Below are 20,194 nucleotides of genomic sequence, written 5' to 3' on the forward strand. Positions count from 1 at the left end.
GATGCGCCGGTCGAGGCGCCGATCGTGGTCAGCGAACCGCTGACCGCCGTGATCGGCACATACGTCACGAACACCCCCAAAACGGCCAGCGTGATCGTCAACGCGACGGTCCGCGTGCTGGCAGCGCCAGCCTCTCCGCCTTGCCGCTGCGAGTGCGCGGGGGCGATTCGTCCCGCTCTACTTGCGTTCGTCGCCATAGTTGGTTCCCTTCGCCTTCATTACCTGAACGTGAAGATAAATTTACCACGACGTTGAGATTCTTCAAGCTGCTATATTTGTGGGCATGGCCACAGCAAGCACTCGACGCGACCGGGTCGACTCGATGCTGGCGTTCCTCGCCACGCTTGAGCCCGAGCGTGATGCCTCCGCGAAGGCGATCGCCTGGCGACTACGGCGGGCCGCCCGCAAGTTGGACACCGAGGTACGCCGGCGGCTAGCCCCCCTCGGCATGGAGCTATGGGAGCTGGAGATCCTCAGCGGACTGCGCCGCGCGGGCGGCACGCTGACCGTCGGCGAACTGCTGGACGTGGCCCAGCTCACCTCCGGCGCGATCACCAACCGCGTCGGACGCCTCGAGCGCAACGGCTACGTCCGACGCGACGTCGACCCCGCCGACCGCCGCCAGGTTCTCGTCACGCTCACCCCCAGTGGCCTCGAACGCCAGCAACAAGCGGTCGAGGCCAACGACGCCGCGGAACAGGAAGTCTTCTCCGCCATCGACCCCGCACTACAACAGCGGCTGTCCGGCGACCTGCGTGAACTGCTACTCGCCATCGAAGGACCAGACCCCAACGCCTGAGGCCTGACAGCACCGCGCCAGCCGGGCCGTGCCGACGGCCCACGTCCTCGACGCCTGGTCGACGCGGGATACGCGAGCGACTCGCTCACAAGTCCGTCAGTAGCGTTGACGGTAGGGCCCGGCTGTTTCTCTGGCGTACGCGGACTCCATCGCGATGCTGGACCTGGCGGGCGAGCTCCTATGGTGTCTGTCTGAGGTCGAATAGGGCGGCGGCCGCGTTGCGCGCCACCTTCGCCGGTGAAGGGTCGTGGTCGGCGCGAGCTGCCACGGCTGCTGCGTCGTAGAGCAGGTGCAGTTCGCGTCCGGCCGCGTCGTGATCCGGTACGTCGGCCTCGGCGGCCAGTCCGGTGAGCAGAGCTCGAACCCATGCGCGGTAGTCGGCGTGGGCACGCTCGATGAGACTTCCGCGGGCCGCCTCCGCGCTGGCGGCCAGGAAGGGACAGCCGTTGTAATCCGGTGCGGCGAAGATTTCGCCCTGGATCTCGAAGACCCCGAGCAGTCGCTCGCGGGGGGTGTTGAAGCGGGCCAGCCCCTGGGTGATGGCCTGTTCGATGGAGGTCCGTCGTACGTCGAGGTAGGCGACGACGAGCGCTTCCTTGCTGCCGAAGACGGTGTAGAGCGACTTCTTGGACGCCCCGGCTCGCTTGGAGATGCGGTCGACGCCGACAGTCTGCACGCCCTCGCGGTAGAAGAGCTCGTCAGCAGCGGCGAGGAGGCGTTCTCGCGCACTTGTGCTGTGCATGCCGGTCTCAGCGCGAGACATCGAGCGGCTCGCCGGGGCCGGAGAGTGCGGGCGGACGGTCGCTCCGCTGCCGGTCGTCATGTCGTCGTACTCCGTTCGTGATGCGTGACTGATATGTAAGCCGGTTTACCTCTGTCGCAGCATGATCGCGTCGATGACTGAAGTCAAGTAGACTTTGGTTATGTCATGGATGGCGACGGCGAGATTCGAGGCCCGCTCCGCACCGGCTGGGCTCGCGCTGGTGCAGGAATTGGTCAACACGCACGCCGTCGAACGTGACGGAGCGGACCTGCTCGCCGATCACGCGACGACACAGCAGTGGCTGGAGGAGGCCAGCCGCCAGTGGGCCGGCGAGCGCGGGCTGAAACCACCCGACCCGGCCCTGTCCGAGACAGACCTGCAGGCGCTGCGCGAGCTGCGGGCGAGCGTGCAGGACATGCTCGCGATCCCGCCGGACGAGCGGCCGACCGACCCGGTCGCCGTACCGTCCGCCGTCACCCACCGCGCCCAGGTCTACCTGGTCACCGACGAACAGAACCGGGTGGCCATGGTCCCGGTCGGCGCAGGTGCCGGCTGGCTCGCGTCAGCCATCTGGTCGGAGATCCTGCTGGCCCAGCGCACCGGCACCTGGTCCCGGCTCAAACTGTGCCGCGAGCCCGGGTGCGTCTCCGCCTTCTACGATGCCTCCCGCAACGGCAGCGGCGTCTGGCACAACGTCCGCAGCTGCGGCAACATCGCGAACCTGCGCGCCTCCCGCACCCGCAAGAAGAAACACTCCGCAGCCGACGGCACCGTCACCAGCGCGGGAAATGTTGCCTCGACGAACTAGGCGTGACCGCGCGCCCGAGCGCGCGAACCCCACGAGTTGGTCGGCAGCCGCCTGGCCAGCAGGGAACCGCTCAAGTTCGAAACCCGTCAGGGTCCGTCCGGGATCGACTGCAGGGCTGTTCTGAGGACGGCGTCGAGTATCGCCTGGGCCTGGTCGCCTGAGGGGAGGGCTCGCGCGATCGTGATGGCGCCCACGATCGAGGCGACGAGGGCCCACGCCTGCTGCGCCTGTTCCTCCTCGGTGCCGGGCATGGCGGGGGCCAGGGTGGCGATCACATCGACCATCCGGCGGCGGTATACCTCGCGGACGGAGTCGCCCGCCCGTGCCACGTCCGCGCTCAGTGACGGCATCACGCAGCCGTGTCCGGGGTCCACGCGGTGCAGGTCGCTGAGGTAGACGCGGAGAACATCGCCGAGCATGCGTCGCCGCTCGGCCGGCTCCTTGTCGGCGAGGCCGGCGAACTCGATGCCCAGTTGCGTGGCCACGACCTCTTCGAGGACGGCTTCCTTGTTGGCGAAGTTGGAGTAGACGGCCCCCGAGGTGACCTGGGCCGACGCGGCCAAGCCGTCGACCCCGACGCCGTGGAAGCCGTTCTCCTTGAGCGTACGGCCCGCCTCCTGCACGATCGCGGCCTTGGCCTGCGCTCTGTGCTCCTTCGTGTACCTCATCCCGGCCTCCTTCATGTCTCCGGGCGCCTGGACTTTAGCGTAGCGCTCGCTATATAACGAGCGCTACACCAAGTGCGTCGATCACGCGCGTCCAGGTGAAGGCGGCAGAACGGTGTCGTGCGTCGAGAGCAACCCGAGCATGCGTTCGTCAATTCGCTCGGGTCCCCAGGGCTGCACCTGGACGCCGGGCTGCGGCTCGTCGCCGCCCTCCACGAACATTGCCTCCGCGCCACCGGGTAGATGAACACGAGCGTGGCGGGGCGGATGCCCGGGTTGTGGAAGCGGTGGACGTTGCCGCGCGGCAGGAACACCACATCACCGCTCGACGCGGTGAAGGTCTCGTCACCGCTCAGGAACTCCAACTCGCCGTTGACCATGTAAAACGTCTCGTCGGTCCGCTCGTGGATATGCGGTGGCGGCCCGCCACCAGGCGGCACCATCGCCTCTACCAGACCGATCTGCCCGCCGGTCTGCTCACCGGAGAGCATGACCGCGTAGAGGTCTCCGTTGAACCAGGTCGTCGCCCCGTCCCTGTTCGGGACGCACAGTCCGCCCTTCTTTGCGTACTCCAGGTCACGCTGCCTTCTGGCACGCTAAAAGTCATCTCGGATCCAATCAACCGTTGATGCGTCGCCGGGTTGCAGCACTGGGGACGCGTTCGGAATGGGAAGTCACCGCCGACCCGGCTCCTGCGCGGCAGCTCACGTTTCAGGCGCCGGGCCGGAGCGGGTCGTGGATGACTTCCGGGTGTTCAGTGGCGCAGGAACCCCAAGGTCTGCTGCACGAACAGGGCGTGGTGCTGGAAGATGCCGCCGTGCCCGGCATCGGGGTAGATGCTCAGTTCGGCGTTGGGGAGTAGCTGTGCCAGCTCGAAGGAGTTGATCGTCGGCAGCATGATGTCCTCGTCGCCGTTCACGACCAGGGCGGGCTGGGTGACGGTCGCCAGTCCGCCGGGTGAGGTGCCCTGCTCCCACTTGGCGAGCGCGGCGATCTGGGCGCCGATCGACTCGTTCGTCATTGGCGTGTCCCGGTCTTGCAGGGTGCGCTCGTCGAGGCGGGCCAGGAAGGCGTCGGCGGCTGCCTGACTGGTCGGCGTAGGCGAGAAGAACAGGATGTGCTTGGGGTGCTTGCCCTGGTTCGTGGCCTGCTGAATGGCGCTCTGGAGCAGGGGGCCGGCGTTCGCCCCGCCCTTGCCGCCGGCGGGGCCGGTTCCGGCCAGAATGAGGCGCCGGACGAGGTCGGGACGCTTTTGGGCGACGACCTGGGCGACCATGCCGCCCAGGGAGAAGCCCAGCAGGTCGACTGTGCTCAGTCCGAGGGCCTCGAGGAACGCCACGGCGTCGTCGGCCATGGCCTCGACGTTGTCGGGGGTCGTACCTCCGGATCGGCCGACGCCGCGGTTGTCGAAGGCGATCACGTGCCGCTCGGAGGCTACGCCATCGATCACCGCGGGGTCCCAGTCGTCCAGCACGGCCGTGAGGTGGTGCAGGAATACGACCGGTACGCCGCCTTCGGTGCCCACCTGCCGATAGGCGAAGGGGACTCCGTTGACATCGACCGTGACGGTCGACGCGTCCTTGTAGCTCACTGTCATCTCTTCACTCTCCAACTTGTGCCCTCGTGTCGGCGGCATGCTCGATGTCGTAGGATAACGACCGCTATATAACGAACGCTATCCTATGGGGGAGGCGTACACCAGCAGGAGAGTGAAGGGTCACAGATGCGATACACCTACGAACGCGAAGTCACCGGTTCGACGAAGGTCCAGGTACTGGTAGTGGGAGCCGGGCCCGTGGGGTTGGTCGCCGCCTGCGATCTGGCGCGCAGGGGCGTCGAGGTGCGTGTCATCGACGCCGCCGACGGATCGTCGTCGGGCTCTCGCGCCAAAGGGCTACAGCCCCGCAGCCTCGAAGTGCTTGATGACCTCGGTGTGGTCGGACGGATCATGGCGTCTGGACGCTCCCGGACGCCGATTCGCAAGTACAAGGGCACGACTGTCCTGGGAACGAGCGAGGTGAACCCTGATGCCCAGGAACCGAGCTGCTCCACCCCCTACACCCGCACCATGCTGATCCCGCAGTGGCGCGTGGAGGAGGTGCTGCGCGAGCGGCTCGGGGAACTGGGCGTGACCGTGGAGTACGGGTCGCGGCTTGAGGGACTCGAGCAGGACGGCGAATACGCCCATGCCACCATCCAGAAGGGGGGCGAGCGTGAGAACGTCTCCGTCCCCTATGTCGTGGGCAGCGACGGGGCGTTCAGTGAGGTGCGAAAGCTTGTCGGCGTCGGCTTCCTGGGGCAGACGGACGAGACAGTCAGAATGCTGACCGGCGATGTCGAACTGAGCGGCTTGGACCGCGACTTCTGGCACTGGTGGCCCAGCCCCGACGGGAAGCTCCTGGCGCTGTGCCCGCTGGCGTCGACGGACACCTTCCAGATCCAGATCGGTGTGTCCGCCGATGCCGCGGAGGAGTTCTCGCGGGAGCAGATTCAGAGCCTGATCGACCAGCGGAGCGGGCGAAACGATATCCACGTCCGGCGCGTGGTGTCCCAATCCATCTGGCGTTTCAACGTGCGGATGGTCGACCGGTACAGGGTGGGCCGGGTCTTCCTCGCCGGTGATTCGGCCCACGTCCACTCGCCGGCAGGGGGCCTGGGCATGAACACCGGTATCCAGGACGCATACAACCTCGGCTGGAAGATCGCTCACGTGCTGGGCGGAGCCCCCGAAGCACTCCTCGATACCTACGAGGAGGAACGGCTCCCCATCGCCGCCGACATTCTGAGTCTCTCCTCGAAGCTCATCTCCGAACGCCTCCAAGGGGGCGTGCCGAGTGAGGGGCGAAGCACCGACACCTTGCAACTGCATCTGAACTACCCCGCCAGCGCACTCAACGACGGCCCCGCGCGATCTGATGCGGTCGTGAACCCTGGGGACCGCGCACCTGACTCGCTGGGCCAGACAGCCGACGGCACCGCCGCCCGGTTCTTCGACCTCTTCCGCGGTCAGCACCTGACCGCGCTCGCCTTCGGGCCGCAGAGCCGCAAGACCGCCCAGGTTCTCGCCGAACGCTTTCCCCGGGAACTGCGGTCGTTCGCTGTCCTTCCGCCCGATTCCCCCCACGCCGGCCTGGATGCGACCTCGATGATCGACCACGAGGGCCACGCCCACCGCGACTACGGCATCGACGGCGACACTCTCCTGATCGTGCGGCCTGACGGTTACGTCGGCATGCGTGTCACCGACCCGGACCAAGTCCACGCCTTGGACTACCTCGGACGAATGCTCCCTCCAGGAAGACCAGTCAGCAGCTGAACCAACCGGGTTGATGCGATCGTCTTCGTTGGGACGGTGGCACTCATGCCAGGGAAGTAATACGAGCGGGCCAGGGCCAAGGCGGTCCAGTTCGTACCGAGCAACGGGGCGACTACGCCAATGAGTGGGAAGGCGATGAACACGGTGGGCGGCCGGCTGGGGATGATACCGGCAGCTACAGTAACCGCTGCGGCAGCGTGGAGTCATTCGTGGAGCGAACTGCCCGGTACGGATGAGAAATCCGGGCACCGGAGATAGGTTCCTTGCAACGCATCACGCCTGAAGACGGCAGATGTGACGGTGACCTTCCTCCTCGTAATGAGAAGGTCGTCGGTTCGATTCCGACAGGCGGCTCCACCCAAACCCCCAGGTCAGAGGCCAGTTCCTCCGCCCGGGGGTTTCTTCATTCCAAGGCGCGTGGCATGGTTCGTGGCACGAAGCTGCTTACCATGTGCGGCATGGCTAAGGGCGATGGCAAGAAGAAGCGCCAGCCTGGCAACGATGAGTCGCTGCCGTCGGGGTCTATCAGGGTGCGTGTCTACGCCGGGGTAGATCCGGTGCAGGTCATCGACCACCAGCACGGTTGGCGCCCGGCCGGCGAGCCGGTTGAACACCGAGTCGATCAACGGCAGCAGCCGCCCCGGTTCACTGCTGCGCTCGTTACCCAGTGCCGGGAGCAGCGTGCCCAGCTCGCCGGCCCCGGACAACACCTCAGCGCGGATCGCGGCATCGGTCTGCGCCAACCAGCCCTGCAGGGCACCAATCACCGGCGCGAACGGGACAGACGCCTCGCCAAAGTGCACGCATGTGCCCCACAGGACCTGGGCCTCGTCGCCCAGACCGGTGCATACATCGCGGACCATCCGGGTCTTACCGGCGCCGGCCTCACCGTGCACCATTACCGCGCATGGGTGACCGCTCGCGGCGCTCTCCAGCGCCGCCGCGAGCAGTTGCTGCTCGACTCCCCGGCCGGCGAGCCGAAGACTCGGCCGTACCCTAGCGGCCCCCACGTACCCAGTTTCGCCCCCGCCGCCCACCTCACGCTACCGCCCGTGACCACGAGGTCCGTCGCGCTTGAAGACTTCGGCCGAAGGCACCCGGCCAGAAGCCTCCAAAATCATGATATGCGGGGGGCAGAACCGGCCCAACGAACGACGTCACGAGCGCGTCGACAAGCATCAGCCGCCACGCGGACGAATACAGTCAACTAGTCGGGTCGCGATCGTCCGGTCCGGTGACCGGGCGCGGCTGTGGACCAGCTCCGATACGCGGTGGCCGGGAGCGGCCCCGCGGTGGTGATGCCGAAGAAGGACCGCGGCTCGTATGTCCCGTTCGAGCGACTCGCGGACCAGTACCACGGTGTGAGGCTCACCCGTCCGACGAACTCGTCCCTCCAGGTGATCAGGTAGTCCACCTCACCCGCCTGCTCCATCGCGAACCGTTCCAGATGGTGACGGCCATCCAGCAGCCGGGTCACTGCCTCTGGCGGGTTAGAAACCCGTATCGCCGCAGGCCCCTGACGAATAGGCTCGCGCTCGTGACCGACGGCGACTGGAGGGATGGCGGGTTCAGGCAGCGTCGGCCCTCGGTGGAGACTCTCGCCTGGGTTGCGGCGTCGATGGGTCGGGGCAGTCGCATCGTTGGCTATCGCCGATTGACCGGTGGCGTCTGCTCCGCCGTGAATCGGCTGACTGTCGAGCGACGTGGAATGCGAACGTTCGTCGTACTGCGGCAGTACCCGGGCGGGCTTGGCCTGCAGGGGAGCTTGGAGAAGGAGATCGCCAACCTTGGTGTGGTGGCGGGAAGCGGGCTCCCGGTTCCGAGCATCCTGGCTACTGATGTTGCTGGTGCTTCGACGGGGGGCGCGCCATCGTTGCTGATGACACGGTTGCAGGGGCATGTTCACCTCAATCCGGCGGAACCTCGGTCGTGGATGACGAGGATCGCGGAGATTGCTGTATTGCTGCATTCCCTCGATCTCCCCGCGAAGATGTTCAGACCTTGGACGGATTCTTGGATCGCTCCTCTAGACGGGTTTCAGGTGCCGGTCGACGCACAGAAGCCGGCTGTGTGGAAGGCGGCGTTTGGTGTCATGGCGCCGCCGCCGCCAAAGGACACTGCCGTCTTTCTGCACTGCGATCTCCTGCCTGTCAACATGCTGTGGTCGCGCGGGAGGATTACTGGACTGACCGACTGGAACTCCATCCATCGGGGGGCGCGCGCGATTGACGTCGGGCACTGTCGGCGATACTTGGCGGCGCTCTACTCGCCGGAGTGGTCGGAGCAGCTTCGGTCGCTCTATGAGTCGATCGCCGGGGTGACTCTCGATCCGTGGTGGGACCTGTATGCCCTGCTGCACTATGACGATAGCGGGCCGAAGTGGATCCGTAGTCAGGTCGCTGGGCGCCGTCCCGTCGATGTGCCCGGCATGACTTCCCGGGTCGAGGTCGCTATCGAGACAGCGCTACGGCGCCTCGGATAACTGCGGGTTCCCTGCTGGTCGCCCTTCCGGTTCTGGCATGCCGCACAGACCCCTGCACGAAGGCCGGTCGCACTCGCATCAATCACCGGCTAATAATGGCGAGCAAGCGGGCCCGCAGCAACGGCGGCGGTGGCGCCGCCACTGGCCGTGGCGGTACGGGCGCCGGGTGCTGTGGGCAACGATCGGAGGCTCGTCCGCAGTACCGATCAAAGCGCGGTGAACGGATGGCCGGAGACAATCAGTCTCCGGCCATCCATCTCCAGTCCACCAGCCGCGGTGCGCGGCTATCGCGCAAGTGCGTTAGCTTTCGCAGGCCGCGGCCGCCGCCGGGAACGCCGCGTCGATGGCGTCGAAGTCAAGGTGCGAAATCGCCGGTGTCCCGGCCTCCTCGCCCTTGCGCAGGGTCCCGCCGGCCATAGTGCCGTGGCCGTTGATCAAGGTGTCCGGCGTGACCCCACCCGCCTCGGCCAGGACCTCGATTCCGGCGTCGCACAGCCCGGTGAACTCGAACGCCAGGTCGTGGAACGACACCCAGTTGGCCGACCCGGCCATCCCCAGGGCCGCCCGGTCGTTGAGTGCGGTCTTGAAACAGAAGTGTGCGTTGGCCGGTCCAGCCGCCAGCGCGACAGCCGCCACGGTCGCGATCGCGGCGGTCACCAACCGCCGTGCAAGTCTCATCCCCATCCGAGCCTCCCCTTCCCGGTAGCGGGCCAGTTGCCCACAACCTAGAAGACACCGTAGCCGCGGTCGGCGTCGTATGGCGAGAGTCCGCACTGTTGGCTTGTTGACGCCCACCTCGTGAGTTCGTCGCGCTTCGCGACCTCGGGTCCGCGGCACTGCTAGCGGCGGACCCGCATCATTCGAGGCGAGCGATGAATCGATCGGCCGGCCAGTGGCCGACTGTGTCATCTCTATCAGCCCTGCCTTGGGTGGATTGCCATCGAGTCGTACAGCAGGTCGAGGTCGATGCCGACCACAGCGTCCGCGTTTCGTGACGCGCGATGGCTCAGCCAATGGTCACGACCTCGGGCGGCGAAGGCCTCTAGGTTGTAGACGGCGCGGTCCTTCTCCCCGCCGGCACGGCCAGGTGCGCTTCGGTGATCGCGCCCCCGTACTCAGAGCACTCGGCGTTCGAGGGGAGTCGCCGACCCCCGCCTCGAATGCGACCTGCCTGGGGATGTGCGGGTGCCGACACCGAAACCGCGACTCCGCATGGACGTCCCACCGAAGGACCGGCGGAGTGGGGGGTATCGCCAGGCCAGGTCCTTCGGCTTCGCCCCAGCTGGTCAGGCTATTCCAAACGCGCCAGTCCGATACCCGGCGGAGCTATAGCCGTAGCTGCCAACATCCTGGCCGGGACTTGACACCAATCGGCGAGCCTCAAGTGAACGACGTTGGACCAGTCCCGGGCGAACCTCGGCACCGGCCTCGGCCAAGATGATCCGAACACGCCGGTGATCCCGGGAAACGCGGTAAGCGCCTTGTTCGGACCGGCGCCCGATCGCGCGACGACGGTGGGCGGAGGTCTGGTTCCGCCCGCCGTCGTCCCGGGTGATCAGTTTCCGCGCGGCGCGATCCTACGGTCGCGGTCGCCGTTGCCGATCATGAGTTGACCGCGTGGCTTGATGGGTCACGGGCCTGTCAGGTGGACCGGAGGCAGGTCGTCGCCGGTGAGCGCCAGGTCAAACGCGGCGGACTAGATGACGACCACCTGGTTGCCGGTGCACGTGAGCGTGGAGATCGGCGCGATCGTCAAACGAGCCGGTCGTCTGCCCGTTGCAGGTATCACCGGGCACCTTCGGGCGCGGCCGATCACCGCGCACGAAGGTCGCCGGCGCTTCGACTCAGCCGGTCGCCAGTCTCGGACAGCGTTGGAAGGCTGGGAAGTTCGGGTCCGGGGTGATCAGCTCGAGGTAGAGCGGACCGTCCGGCGTCTGGTCGATCACGACGAAGGCACCGGTGCCCACCACCTTCGCCGCCGGGTGGTCATAGTCGAAATTGATCAGCAGGCCAGGTCCCGCCGGACCGTCGAACGGCACGACGCCCTGGATGAACTCAGTCGAGTTCAGCGGTTGAGCGAAGTTGTTCGCATTGCTGCCGCCGGAGATGCCGGGCGGTTCCAGCGGGTCTTGGCCGGAGCACCACTGGCCGACGATCTCATGGACCGTCGCCGAGGCCGGTGCGCTGGGCAGCGCCACCGCTGCGGTGGCGACCAGGCCGATCGCGAGAAGACGTGAGATGGCGCGTCGCAGGTGTGTTCCCCATTGCGGTCTCTACGAGGCCGGTGTGCGAGGGGCCGGGCGATTGACCCGGTCCCTCGCGTTGACTCGGCGGGCGGTTGTCCGCCGCTGTTGTCAGGTGTTCGTCAGGGATCTGTCAGGAGGTGACAGGCACCGTGATCGTGTCGGAGACCACGCCATCCTCAAGCAGCGGGCGACTGGCCGCTACTCCCACCTCGCCAATCCCGGGCCGACGCGCGCCTGGAGCCGCCCCGCGTAAGGCAGCCTGCTTCGCAGGAGCGGCCACCGCGACTAGAACATATGTTCCCTTGAGCTTAGATAGTGGGATGTGGTCGCCATCTGGCGTCTGCGTTGTGGACGGTGTCGATCACGTGCTGCCGAGGGCGCTGCGCGAGGCCAGGCCGATCTACCCCGCGACTAACGAGCAGGTTGCAGGAGTGTCCTGACCGCATGTGTCGGGATGGCCGATGGGCGGCCGTGATTCTCGCCGAACCAGTCCCAGGGGTTCAGCCGCCGGCTATGCGACCAATTCGTCGTTGAGGCGGGAGTTAGGTCGGCTAGGGCTGGTTCGGATGATGAGCCTTGCTGTACCTGGGCTGCACCGTGACTCGCCTCGAATTCGCTATCGGCATCGGATGAAGCCTTGATCGAATTCGACGGTTGGGGTCCCATCGACGATCGTCGTCCGGAAGCGAGCATGGAACATCTCGTTGCCAATGATGTTTCCGGCGGCGTCATAGAGGGTTCCGCGTTCCAGCAGCGTCCCACCGAAGGTGAAGACCCCCACGAGCGGGTTCTCGTTGACCGTCATGGGCTCGCGTTGTGACGCAACCAGGTATGACCCATCCGGGAAGTCGACCCGATACAGGAACGTGATTACGACCCGGAAGTGTGTTCCGGAATCCGTCTCGACCCGTTGTCCGGCGAAGGTGCCGGTTCCGGTGAGGATCCCGACGACGCCCTCCCCGGCGCATGTGTCGCTTACCTCGTCGGGCCCTGCTTCGAATGAGATTGCGAACCGCTCTACCGTGGCCTGAGCAGCTGCAGATGCTGGGACGACAAACAGGGCCCCGACGGCGACAGCGCAGCCGGCGATAAGACTGATGAAGCGTTGGTTGCGCACGACAGACCCCCCACGGGTCGATTGCCGACCGAGGCTCCATCAACGCACACGCGATGCGGCGGGTCAACAAGTTGGCTGATGCTCCCCCGTATGCCGTCACCAAGGTCGACTTCCACAAGGACGATCGAGCTCCTCTCCTGGTGATGGGAAACACCGAGGACCCTGCGGGCCACGCCGTCATGCACGATGATCCGACAGAACGCGCAGTCTGACTGCGCGTTCTGTCCAATGGCCATGGACGCAACGGCCGCCGGCCTACGTCGCCATGTCAGTCGTCGGGCTCCACGGTGAACCACCAGTCACCGCTGACGTGGACCTGCAGCCTGACGCCAAGTCCTGTCTCCGTGCGCACCTCTTCTGGGGCGTCGGCTGGGGTGCCGGGAACGTAGGAGTAGTACCAGTTCCACCTCCAGGAGCTGTCGCGGAGGTGGAACGACGTGCCGGGGCCCCAGCCGCCCTTCTCAATCCGGTGCACATTCACGCCAGAGTGCTCGATCGCGTCGGACACCCGTGTGAACGCACCCTCGCTCTCAGCGTCGAACGGCAGCCCGGGGTCGTCGGGATTCGCACAACCCGAGTCGCGGTCCAGGAACGCTCCGTGCGACCAGGTGAACACGCGGCACGCCGGACGACCCCACGCCGCTTTCTCGTCGATATACCTGGTGAGCCCCAAGTCGTCTGCCACCGGCAGAACCTGACCCTCCAGGTCCTCCACGTCGTCAAGCTGCCTTTGGCGCGGGAACACCGGCGGCTCACCCTGGTTGATAAGCGAATGGACGTCGTACCCGCCAGGCATGACGAACCTGCCGCCGCCGGGCAGCTCGATTGGGCCTGCCGCGGTGAGTCCGACGACCGCGGCCACGACCGCGGCCACGCTGCGAAGCGCCCGCCGGCCCCGGCTGCGGCGCAGCGCTCGCCGGGCGGCGGCGAGGGTACGCCCGGCGTCGGGACCGGCATCCGGGTAGCCCGGGGCGCCCGCCCGCAGCCGGGCGACGACGTCGTCATCATGAAGCTGGACGCTCATCGCAGATCCCCCTCCGCGAAGATCTCGCGCAGCCGGGCGATCCCGCGCGCGTGGTGGGACTTAACCGTGCCGACCGAGATCTCCAGCTCGTGGGCAACCTCGGTCTCGGTGAGGTCGAGCAGGTGTCGCAGCACCACGACACGCCGCTGCGCCAGCGGCAGCCGGGCCAGAGCCTGCACCACGGCGTTACGGGCGACGACGGCACCCGTGTTGTCAGGCCCGGCCGGTTCGGGCAGCGCGCCCGGGTCGACGACGACCTCGCGACGCGTGCGCCGCCACCCATCCACCCGCAGGTTGACCAGCACCCGACGCGCGTACGCCTGCGGGTCGCCGTCGCGCGCCACGCGTCGCCAGGATCGATACATGCGCTCGTAGGTGGCCTGGACCAACTCCTCCGCACGGACCGGGTCACCACACAGCAGCACAGCAGTGCGTAACAAATATCGACCGGACGCGACCACGAACTCGGCGAACTCCTGATCACGCGTGCCCGCTGTCCCGACGCGGACGGGGGCATCCCCGGGCACATCAACCACCGTGGGCACCACGGAGGCGGGGCCCACGGCAGATGGTTCGCTGTGCATGCTCACACTAATCACCACGCAGCATTATTGCTGAACGTTGTCAACGGGCTGAGAAAGATCTACCCCAAGCCACGCCCACAGGAGCCATCCGCGCATCGCTGGCGCCAGCAAGGTCAAGCGACCGATTCCGCCGCTGTCCGGTGCACTCACGATGAGTGGACTCCGACCTGAGCTAGCGTGTCGGCGTGCTCCTCACAAGCGACAACATCCGAGAGGAGTTCGTAAGGACCTTTCCGCAGGCAGCCGCCGCTCTTGAGGCCGACGACGGCGCAGATCCCGCGGGGCGCGTCGACTGGGTGTTCCGCCACGATGTGATGCCCCACGCGATTGGCGACCCGGCTGCCCTGCGCGATGTCTTCGCCTGGATTGAGCGATTGCTGCACAGCCGACATGGGTCAGAGCGATGCTGCAAGTTGGGTCAGTACAGCCTGGAGGAGTGGGGAGCCTTGGGCGCCTTCTTGTACTGCGGCGAACAGATGCCGGCGCGGCTGTTGCCCGGCGACCGGGTGAACTGTCAGGGCGGGTGGCAGGTTCTGCTGGGCCAGCCGGGGAAGGAGCGTGACTCCCTGGCCGAGCGCGACCAGTTGTGTCACAGCCAGCCAGTCGTCGACCTGGTGGCGAATGTCCGGGGTGAACCCGGCCGCGGCGCAGGCGGTGGCCGTGATGGAGGCGCAGCAACCACCAGGAGACCCAGTGATCCATGGGTCCTTGGCGAGCTCTCGTAGGTCGATCGCGGAGTCTCCGGCACGTGGATGATCAGCTGGTACTGCGATGTCCAGCACATCGGCGCCCAACTCGACCCGGTGGTAGCGCGGGTCGCCGACGGTCGGGGAGCCGTCGAAGGCGACCGCGATTGCGACGTCCAGGCGGCCGGCGTCCACCGCGTCGAACAGTTGTGGCGGCTCGCTCTGGCGGACCGTGACGACCAGGTCGGGATGATTGGTGGCGAGGCTGCACAAGGTCGCCGGCAACAGGCCTGCCAGGGCGGTGGAGAAGGCGCCGATGCGTACGGTGCCGCGGAGCGTCTCATCGAAGGTCTGTAGGTCGTGGCGGGCGTGCTCGAGCTGGGCGAAGACCGCGTCGGCGTGGGCCAGCAGGGCCTCGCCGCGGGGCGTCAGCGCGATCCGGCGGCCGTCCTTGCGCGTGACCGGGAACCCGAGGTCGTGGGACAGACCGGCGAGTTGCTGGGACACCGCCGACGGGGTCAGGTGCAACGCCCCGGCGGTCGCGGTGACCGTGCCACGTTCGCGAAACTCCCGGAGTACGCGGAGTCTCCGCAGATCATCCATGAAGTCGTGGCTTAACGGTTTCATGTACAAAGAGTAGATGGACCGGAAGGTCTTTGCCGCAACAGACTGGTCGGCATGACCACACCACCGATCCGCCTCGGCATTGTCGGCCTCGGCGCGATGGGGCGGCATTTGCTGGCCGACGCGCTCGGCCACCCGGATTTCACCGTCACTCACGCGGTAGATCTCGCGCCGGAGACCATCGCCTTACTCCAGGCCGAACACCTGGGCGTCAGCTTCAGTACTTCGATCGCTGACGTGATCGGTGCCGACGATGTCGACGCGGTCTATCTCGCGACGCCACCCGCGACCCACGCGGCGCTGGCAGTGCCGGCGTTCGAGGCCGGTCAGGCGGTGTTCTGTGAGAAACCGCTGGCCGTGTCAGACGCCGATGCGGCGGCGATGCTCGCGGCGGCAGCCAAGGCGGGGCAGGCGGCGGGGGTGAACTTCGTGTTGTCCGATCGGCTGTCGACCCGGTACGTCGAACAGGCGATTGCCGACGGCCAGGTCGGCGAAGTACTCGGAGTCGAGATCAGGTTGGCGTTTCCGGTCTGGCCGCGAGGCTTCCAGGCGGAGGCGACCTGGGTCGGCGAGCGGGCGCAGGGCGGGTTCGTGCGCGAGGTGTTCTCGCACTTCGCCTATCTCACCGACCGGCTGATCGGCCCGCTGCGCGCGGTGCACACGGAGTTGGAGCACCGGAGCGTGGCGAGCGAGACAGCTGCTTACGGGCTGCTGAAGGCAGGGAAAGTCCCGGTCCAGCTGAGCGGGATCGTCGGGGCTGCCGGCCCGGAGACCTACGAGTGGATCCTGCGCGGAACCAAGCAGTCCTACAAGCTCACCGCCTGGCGCGACCTGTTCGTTGCCGAGGGCAATACTTGGCGTCCGGTCGAGCTGAGCGGCGCGCCCGGCTCCGAAACCACCCGGCTGACGCTGTTCGCGCAGGCCATCCGTGGTGACCACTCGCCGGACCTGGCAGGCTTCGCGGCGGCCGAACGCGTCCGGCAGGCCGTCGAAGCGTTCCACCGGTGAAGGTGATCGAGGCGGTCGACCGGGACACCCTGCGTCTGGTCGAGCGGGCGTCGATCCCTTTGCAAGCAGGCGAAGTGCGGATCGCGGTGGTGGCGGCCGGCGTCAACTACCTCGACATCCAGGAGCGTACTGGCGCCTATCCGCGCGAGTTCCCGTACGTCCCCGGCGGCGAGGGCAGCGGCGTGGTCACCGAGGTCGCGCCGGACGTATCCACGCCGATGGTCGGCCAACGCGTCTGCTGGCAAGGTGTCCAGGCGTCGTACGCCGACGAGGCGGTGGCGCCGGCCTGGAAGGTGATCCCGCTGCCGGCCGAGGTCAGCCATCAGCAGGCCGCTGCGATCTTGCTGCAGGGGCTGACCGCGCAGTACCTGACCACAGACTCGTATGCCGTCCAGCCAGGCGACCTGATCGTCGTCCACGCGGGCGCCGGTGGTGTCGGCCTGCTCCTCACCCAACTGGCCAAATCCCTTGGCGCAAAGGTCATCACCACCGTCTCCACCCAGCAGAAGGCAGCCCTGTCCCAGGCCGCCGGTGCCGACCAGGCAGTCGCCTACGAAGACCTCCGGTCCACGGTCGCCGGCCGAGCCGCAGCCGTCTACGACAGCGTCGGCCGGACCACCTTCGAAGACTCCCTCCACGCCCTCGCCCCGAGAGGCACCCTCATCCTCTACGGCCAATCCAGCGGCCCAGTCCCACCCTTCGATCTGTCCCGCCTAGGCCCCATCGGCTCCCTGACCATCACCCGCCCCACCCTCCGCCACTTCGTCAGCACCCCCGCCTCCCTCCACAGCCAAGCCGCCCTCCTGTTCGACCACCTGAAAACCGGCACCCTCACCCCACCCATCACCACCACCTACCCACTGGCTGACGCGGCCGAAGCCCACGAGGCGCTCCAGTCCCGCAGCACCACCGGCAAGCTCCTCCTGCTGCCAGCCCCCACAACTCTTGCCGCTCCGGATCGGGCTCCCAGACCAGCCCCCGAATAGACGAGAGGGCGCACACGCACACCCCCCGACTCGCGTGTGCGCCCTCTCTTTCCAACCCGTTCACCGCCGAGCCCACACCCAGGCCATCGGCTCGCCGCCCCTGCCCGCCTGACCAGCTCGACCCCACCACCGGAGATCATCATGGAACTCACACCGTCATCCACCGCGGTCATCGCGGTCCACCTGCAGCACGACATCATCGGTACCGACGGGGCTTTCGGCGGAGTCTTCGCCGCCCAGGCCGCTGAACGTGGAGTCGTCGCAGTCACCGCGGAACTGCTCGACGCGGTGCGCAGGCCCAAAGCCACCGTCGTCTACCTGAGGGTCGCGAGTTGTAGCGGCGGCGTGGAGCCATTCGTGGAGCGAACTGCCCGATACGGATGAAAATACGGGCACCGGAGACAGGTTCCTTGCAACGAATCACGCCTGAGGACGGCAGATGTGACGGTGAGCTTCCTCCTCGTAATGAGAAGGTCGTCGGTTCGATTCCGACGGGGGTCCCCGCCTCGCCCGACTGCAAGCCGGACTCAACACGCGGGCCGAGACAGCGTTGGGTGGCGCGAAGCGCTTGCCTAGGGCAACACGGCAGGGTGGGCAAGCTGGCACCGGACCTGCTCGGGCCGGTCGGACTGGAGCTGGCCCGGGCCGTCGAACAGTTGCCCGGCCAGCACGGCATGCCCGGCGGATCCCGCTAGGAATTGAAGTGGGACGGGTTCCTTCACTGAACAAGTCAACCGTTGGCCTGCGGACGCCTGAGGTACCGATGGTCGGCCGATACCGCGGATCAGGTCCTTGAGGGCACGGCCCATCCGGCAGTCCTGGACCGTCACGACTTTGTCGAGGCTCCTCCCACCTACCCGGCGATCCCGGATCGGCTGCCTCCAGCTCCACCCCCACCGCTACGACGGCAGGGAGATGGACGGTCTCTCACTTCCATCCGAACCAACAGCGCCTCGTGGCGCACCGAAATACGGCCAGAACCACTTCAGGTTGATACAGCCGCTTCAGGACCCGGAGGTGCGGAACTGGGCGACCAGGACCTCGATGCGGTCGGCGTCATGCCCAGGCCGTAGCCGATTGTTGCGGGCGAGCATGGCCATTCCGTGCAGCGCTGCCCAAAGGACCTCGGTGAGAGTGTCGACGTCGCGCGCAGTAGCAACGGTGGCGACTGCCTCGCGCAGCTCGCTGAATGCCTCGTGCAGCGGCGTCGGGGTGTCCTGTGCACCGAAGTGCAGTCGCGTGGGCCGGGTAAACATCGCGTCGTAGAGCGCAGGGCTCTTCGCGGCGAAGCCGCTGTAAGCGGCGGCAACCCGGCCGATCTCGTCGTCGTGCTCGGCGCTACGACGACGGGCCGCGCGCAGTGTCTCGGCGAGTTCGCCAAAGCCGTCCAGTGCAACAGCCTCGACGATGTCGTCCATCGACCCGAAATGCTTGTAGAGCACCGGCTGGCTGTACTCGATCTCGGCGGACAACCTGCGCGTGGTGACAGCATCCCAGCCTTCGCTCTCGGCCAAGTTACGCGCTGTCGTCGTGATGAGCCGGCGACGGGCGATGCGCTCGCGCTGCCGGCGGTCCTCGATAGCCATACCTCACCGTAGCACTGATAGATGTTCTAGCAGTGCTATTGACGTAAGCGCATCGCGGGGTTAGCGTTGCTAGCGCTAGCGATGCTAACCACATGAGGAGACCGACATGACCACACCCGAACACCAGCTCGCCGACCTCTTCGTCGAGATGCTCAACACCCACAACCCGGACCTGGTGGACCGATTCGTCGCCGAGGATTACATCAACCACAACGACTTCGTCGCCGACGGACGCGAGGCCAACCGTCAGTTCTGGACTGCCTTCTTCACCGGCCTGCCCGACGTGAACGTCACGATGGACGACCTGATCATCTCCGGTGACCGCGCCGTGGGCCGCTTCATCTACCGCGGCACCCACACCGGGCAGTTCCTGGGCGTCCCCGCCAGCGGCAAACCCGTCGAAATGCGCAGCATCGACATCTGGCGCGTCCAGGACGGCATGTTCGTCGAGCACTGGGACGAGCTGAACCTGATGCAGATGTTCCAGCAGATCGGCGCCCTGCCGCCGCTCGGCAGCCCCGAGGCCCAGGCATGACACTGCTCTCGCAACTCGCCGCGCTGTTGGCGATCGTCAGCACCGGCATTGTCTACGGCACCGACGCTTTCTGCGCCCTCGTCCTACGATCCGCGCTCGCGCGAGTCGACGACGCCACCCTCACCGCGAGCGTGGGCAACGTGCACCGGTTCGCCGACCGGCGAATGCCCGCTCCCGGAATCCTCGGCATCATCGCGGCCGCCGCCGCATCCGTGCTCGCCGCGGCGGCCGGCCGGCCCGCCGAATCAGCGGTCGCGGGAGCAGCATTTCTGCTGCTGGTGGTCTGGGTGTTGCTCTACCTGCGCATCAGCGCACCCATCAACCGCAGACTCACCGCGGCCGCCGACGCTCACGAAACTCCCGCCAACGCCCGCACCCTGCAACGGGACTGGGACCGCATCGTCGTCCCCAGAGCCGTCCTGCAGGGCTTAGCCGTCCTCGCCCTGGGTGTAAGCCTCATCGGCTGACCCGGCGCTCCGCTCCATGCTGCACCCCACACAGGCCATACCGAGAGGATTCTGACGATCGTGTACCAGCTCAGGATTTACACACTGGGCACGGCCGAAGCGCTCCGGGACTACGCGACCGTGCACTGGCCGCGGCACATCCCGAGCCTGCGCGCCTACGGCGTTACCACGGACGGGATCTGGACCGACCACGACGCCGGCGCGAACCGCCTGGTCGCCCTGATCGCGTACCCCGACGGCGCCGAACCCGGCGAGGTCACCGCCGCGTACCTGGCCAGCCCTAGGTTCGCAGCAGACATGCAGGGCTTCACAAAGTCATCTCCGGGTCCCCCACGTTCTCGGTGCTGTCGGCGAACGCCTCCGCTCCAGCGAGCCGAGGGGCCACCTGGCCGTACTTCCTGCCGGGGGCCGCGTTGCTCGCTCAACTCGTCCGCTGCCTGCAGATCTTGAACTCGAATACCGTCCTGCCACGCATGAAGGCAGCGTTCGACCAGACGC

General features: G+C 67.0%; 23 protein-coding genes. 11 read left to right on the forward strand and 12 right to left on the reverse strand.

What is annotated here, in order from left to right; genetic code table 11:
* Positions 1-283 precede the first annotated feature (283 nt).
* Positions 284-799, forward strand: a complete 516-nt coding sequence (locus tag EV644_RS17845; protein WP_132189429.1) for a MarR family winged helix-turn-helix transcriptional regulator — start codon at positions 284-286, stop codon at positions 797-799.
* Between the two features lie 178 nt (positions 800-977).
* Here EV644_RS17845 and EV644_RS17850 read toward each other — a convergent pair whose 3' ends face one another.
* Positions 978-1,541, reverse strand: a complete 564-nt coding sequence (locus EV644_RS17850) for a TetR/AcrR family transcriptional regulator (RefSeq protein ID WP_132189430.1) — start codon at positions 1,539-1,541, stop codon at positions 978-980.
* Positions 1,542-1,722: 181 nt separating this feature from the next.
* Here EV644_RS17850 and EV644_RS46340 point away from each other — a divergent pair, with 181 nt between their 5' ends.
* On the forward strand, positions 1,723-2,370 hold the full coding sequence (locus EV644_RS46340; RefSeq protein ID WP_132189431.1) for a CGNR zinc finger domain-containing protein: 648 nt from the start codon (positions 1,723-1,725) through the stop codon (positions 2,368-2,370).
* A gap of 86 nt (positions 2,371-2,456) precedes the next feature.
* Here the strand turns inward: EV644_RS46340 and EV644_RS17860 are convergent, their stop codons facing one another.
* The 3 genes from EV644_RS17860 to EV644_RS17870 all read right to left on the reverse strand — a co-directional run bounded on the left by EV644_RS17860 (position 2,457) and on the right by EV644_RS17870 (position 4,632).
* Entirely contained in the window at positions 2,457-3,038 is a 582-nt protein-coding gene (locus tag EV644_RS17860; protein WP_158292855.1) for a TetR/AcrR family transcriptional regulator, read from the reverse strand.
* Positions 3,039-3,049: 11 nt separating this feature from the next.
* Positions 3,050-3,526, reverse strand: a complete 477-nt coding sequence (locus EV644_RS47790) for a cupin domain-containing protein (RefSeq protein ID WP_132189433.1) — start codon at positions 3,524-3,526, stop codon at positions 3,050-3,052.
* A 263-nt stretch (positions 3,527-3,789) separates the two neighbouring features.
* Positions 3,790-4,632, reverse strand: a complete 843-nt coding sequence (locus EV644_RS17870) for an alpha/beta fold hydrolase (RefSeq protein WP_132189434.1) — start codon at positions 4,630-4,632, stop codon at positions 3,790-3,792.
* 126 nt (positions 4,633-4,758) lie between these two features.
* On the opposite strand from EV644_RS17870, the gene EV644_RS17875 reads away from it, so the two are divergent.
* On the forward strand, positions 4,759-6,351 hold the full coding sequence (locus EV644_RS17875; RefSeq protein WP_132189435.1) for an FAD-dependent monooxygenase: 1,593 nt from the start codon (positions 4,759-4,761) through the stop codon (positions 6,349-6,351).
* 371 nt (positions 6,352-6,722) lie between these two features.
* On the opposite strand, the gene EV644_RS17880 is transcribed toward EV644_RS17875, so the two are convergent.
* Positions 6,723-7,388 carry an AAA family ATPase gene (locus EV644_RS17880; protein ID WP_132189436.1) on the reverse strand — a complete coding sequence of 222 codons (666 nt, stop codon included), beginning with the start codon at positions 7,386-7,388 and terminating at the stop codon, positions 6,723-6,725.
* 213 nt (positions 7,389-7,601) lie between these two features.
* On the opposite strand from EV644_RS17880, the gene EV644_RS44580 reads away from it, so the two are divergent.
* Positions 7,602-7,760, forward strand: a complete 159-nt coding sequence (locus EV644_RS44580) for a hypothetical protein (protein WP_158292857.1) — start codon at positions 7,602-7,604, stop codon at positions 7,758-7,760.
* Positions 7,761-7,888: 128 nt separating this feature from the next.
* Complete coding sequence (locus EV644_RS17885; protein WP_158292858.1) at positions 7,889-8,833, forward strand: phosphotransferase family protein; 945 nt, start codon at positions 7,889-7,891, stop codon at positions 8,831-8,833.
* A 300-nt stretch (positions 8,834-9,133) separates the two neighbouring features.
* On the opposite strand, the gene EV644_RS17890 is transcribed toward EV644_RS17885, so the two are convergent.
* From EV644_RS17890 to EV644_RS17915, 6 genes are all read right to left on the reverse strand, one after another.
* The gene (locus tag EV644_RS17890) at positions 9,134-9,517 is read right to left on the reverse strand and encodes a hypothetical protein (RefSeq protein WP_132189438.1); all 384 of its coding nucleotides are present in this window, start codon (positions 9,515-9,517) and stop codon (positions 9,134-9,136) included.
* 1,160 nt (positions 9,518-10,677) lie between these two features.
* Positions 10,678-11,031, reverse strand: a complete 354-nt coding sequence (locus EV644_RS17895; RefSeq protein ID WP_132189439.1) for a hypothetical protein — start codon at positions 11,029-11,031, stop codon at positions 10,678-10,680.
* Positions 11,032-11,695: 664 nt separating this feature from the next.
* Positions 11,696-12,196 (reverse strand): hypothetical protein, encoded by a 501-nt coding sequence (locus tag EV644_RS17900; RefSeq protein ID WP_132189440.1) that lies wholly within the window; start codon positions 12,194-12,196, stop codon positions 11,696-11,698.
* A 268-nt stretch (positions 12,197-12,464) separates the two neighbouring features.
* Complete coding sequence (locus EV644_RS17905) at positions 12,465-13,220, reverse strand: hypothetical protein (RefSeq protein WP_132189441.1); 756 nt, start codon at positions 13,218-13,220, stop codon at positions 12,465-12,467.
* Positions 13,217-13,756, reverse strand: coding sequence for a SigE family RNA polymerase sigma factor (locus EV644_RS17910; protein ID WP_241998323.1), 540 nt, complete (start codon positions 13,754-13,756; stop codon positions 13,217-13,219). The genes EV644_RS17905 and EV644_RS17910 overlap by 4 nt, the downstream gene beginning before the upstream one ends.
* 443 nt (positions 13,757-14,199) lie before the next feature.
* On the reverse strand, positions 14,200-15,117 hold the full coding sequence (locus EV644_RS17915) for a LysR family transcriptional regulator (protein ID WP_241998326.1): 918 nt from the start codon (positions 15,115-15,117) through the stop codon (positions 14,200-14,202).
* Positions 15,118-15,168: 51 nt separating this feature from the next.
* Here EV644_RS17915 and EV644_RS17920 point away from each other — a divergent pair, with 51 nt between their 5' ends.
* The 3 genes from EV644_RS17920 to EV644_RS17930 all read left to right on the forward strand — a co-directional run bounded on the left by EV644_RS17920 (position 15,169) and on the right by EV644_RS17930 (position 17,492).
* Complete coding sequence (locus EV644_RS17920) at positions 15,169-16,122, forward strand: Gfo/Idh/MocA family protein (RefSeq protein ID WP_132189442.1); 954 nt, start codon at positions 15,169-15,171, stop codon at positions 16,120-16,122.
* Positions 16,119-17,108: a quinone oxidoreductase family protein gene (locus EV644_RS17925; protein ID WP_132189443.1), complete on the forward strand. Its 990-nt coding sequence runs from the start codon at positions 16,119-16,121 to the stop codon at positions 17,106-17,108. Before EV644_RS17920 ends, EV644_RS17925 begins: the two co-directional genes overlap by 4 nt.
* A 141-nt stretch (positions 17,109-17,249) precedes the next feature.
* Positions 17,250-17,492 (forward strand): hypothetical protein, encoded by a 243-nt coding sequence (locus EV644_RS17930; RefSeq protein WP_132189444.1) that lies wholly within the window; start codon positions 17,250-17,252, stop codon positions 17,490-17,492.
* 620 nt (positions 17,493-18,112) lie between these two features.
* Here EV644_RS17930 and EV644_RS17940 read toward each other — a convergent pair.
* Entirely contained in the window at positions 18,113-18,694 is a 582-nt protein-coding gene (locus EV644_RS17940) for a TetR/AcrR family transcriptional regulator (protein WP_132189445.1), read from the reverse strand.
* Positions 18,695-18,800: 106 nt separating this feature from the next.
* On the opposite strand from EV644_RS17940, the gene EV644_RS17945 reads away from it, so the two are divergent.
* From EV644_RS17945 to EV644_RS47795, 3 genes are all read left to right on the forward strand, one after another.
* Entirely contained in the window at positions 18,801-19,229 is a 429-nt protein-coding gene (locus tag EV644_RS17945) for an ester cyclase (protein WP_132189446.1), read from the forward strand.
* Positions 19,226-19,696, forward strand: coding sequence for a DUF1772 domain-containing protein (locus tag EV644_RS17950; RefSeq protein ID WP_132189447.1), 471 nt, complete (start codon positions 19,226-19,228; stop codon positions 19,694-19,696). The genes EV644_RS17945 and EV644_RS17950 overlap by 4 nt, the downstream gene beginning before the upstream one ends.
* A 120-nt stretch (positions 19,697-19,816) precedes the next feature.
* Positions 19,817-20,146: an NIPSNAP family protein gene (locus EV644_RS47795; RefSeq protein WP_369410503.1), complete on the forward strand. Its 330-nt coding sequence runs from the start codon at positions 19,817-19,819 to the stop codon at positions 20,144-20,146.
* The last annotated feature ends 48 nt before the right edge of the window (positions 20,147-20,194 follow it).

Origin of the sequence: Kribbella orskensis, from assembly GCF_004342085.1 — a bacterium.
GTDB lineage: Bacteria > Actinomycetota > Actinomycetes > Propionibacteriales > Kribbellaceae > Kribbella > Kribbella orskensis.

Coding starts and splice junctions, on each gene's coding strand:
- EV644_RS17845 (WP_132189429.1), top strand. CDS start 284: ATGGCCACAGCAAGCACTCGACGCGACCGGGTCGACTCGATGCTGGCG.
- EV644_RS17850 (WP_132189430.1), bottom strand. CDS start 1,541: ATGCACAGCACAAGTGCGCGAGAACGCCTCCTCGCCGCTGCTGACGAG.
- EV644_RS46340 (WP_132189431.1), top strand. CDS start 1,723: ATGTCATGGATGGCGACGGCGAGATTCGAGGCCCGCTCCGCACCGGCT.
- EV644_RS17860 (WP_158292855.1), bottom strand. CDS start 3,038: ATGAGGTACACGAAGGAGCACAGAGCGCAGGCCAAGGCCGCGATCGTG.
- EV644_RS47790 (WP_132189433.1), bottom strand. CDS start 3,526: ATGCTCTCCGGTGAGCAGACCGGCGGGCAGATCGGTCTGGTAGAGGCG.
- EV644_RS17870 (WP_132189434.1), bottom strand. CDS start 4,632: ATGACAGTGAGCTACAAGGACGCGTCGACCGTCACGGTCGATGTCAAC.
- EV644_RS17875 (WP_132189435.1), top strand. CDS start 4,759: ATGCGATACACCTACGAACGCGAAGTCACCGGTTCGACGAAGGTCCAG.
- EV644_RS17890 (WP_132189438.1), bottom strand. CDS start 9,517: ATGGGGATGAGACTTGCACGGCGGTTGGTGACCGCCGCGATCGCGACC.
- EV644_RS17905 (WP_132189441.1), bottom strand. CDS start 13,220: ATGAGCGTCCAGCTTCATGATGACGACGTCGTCGCCCGGCTGCGGGCG.
- EV644_RS17915 (WP_241998326.1), bottom strand. CDS start 15,117: ATGAAACCGTTAAGCCACGACTTCATGGATGATCTGCGGAGACTCCGC.
- EV644_RS17920 (WP_132189442.1), top strand. CDS start 15,169: ATGACCACACCACCGATCCGCCTCGGCATTGTCGGCCTCGGCGCGATG.
- EV644_RS17930 (WP_132189444.1), top strand. CDS start 17,250: ATGGAACTCACACCGTCATCCACCGCGGTCATCGCGGTCCACCTGCAG.
- EV644_RS17940 (WP_132189445.1), bottom strand. CDS start 18,694: ATGGCTATCGAGGACCGCCGGCAGCGCGAGCGCATCGCCCGTCGCCGG.
- EV644_RS17945 (WP_132189446.1), top strand. CDS start 18,801: ATGACCACACCCGAACACCAGCTCGCCGACCTCTTCGTCGAGATGCTC.
- EV644_RS17950 (WP_132189447.1), top strand. CDS start 19,226: ATGACACTGCTCTCGCAACTCGCCGCGCTGTTGGCGATCGTCAGCACC.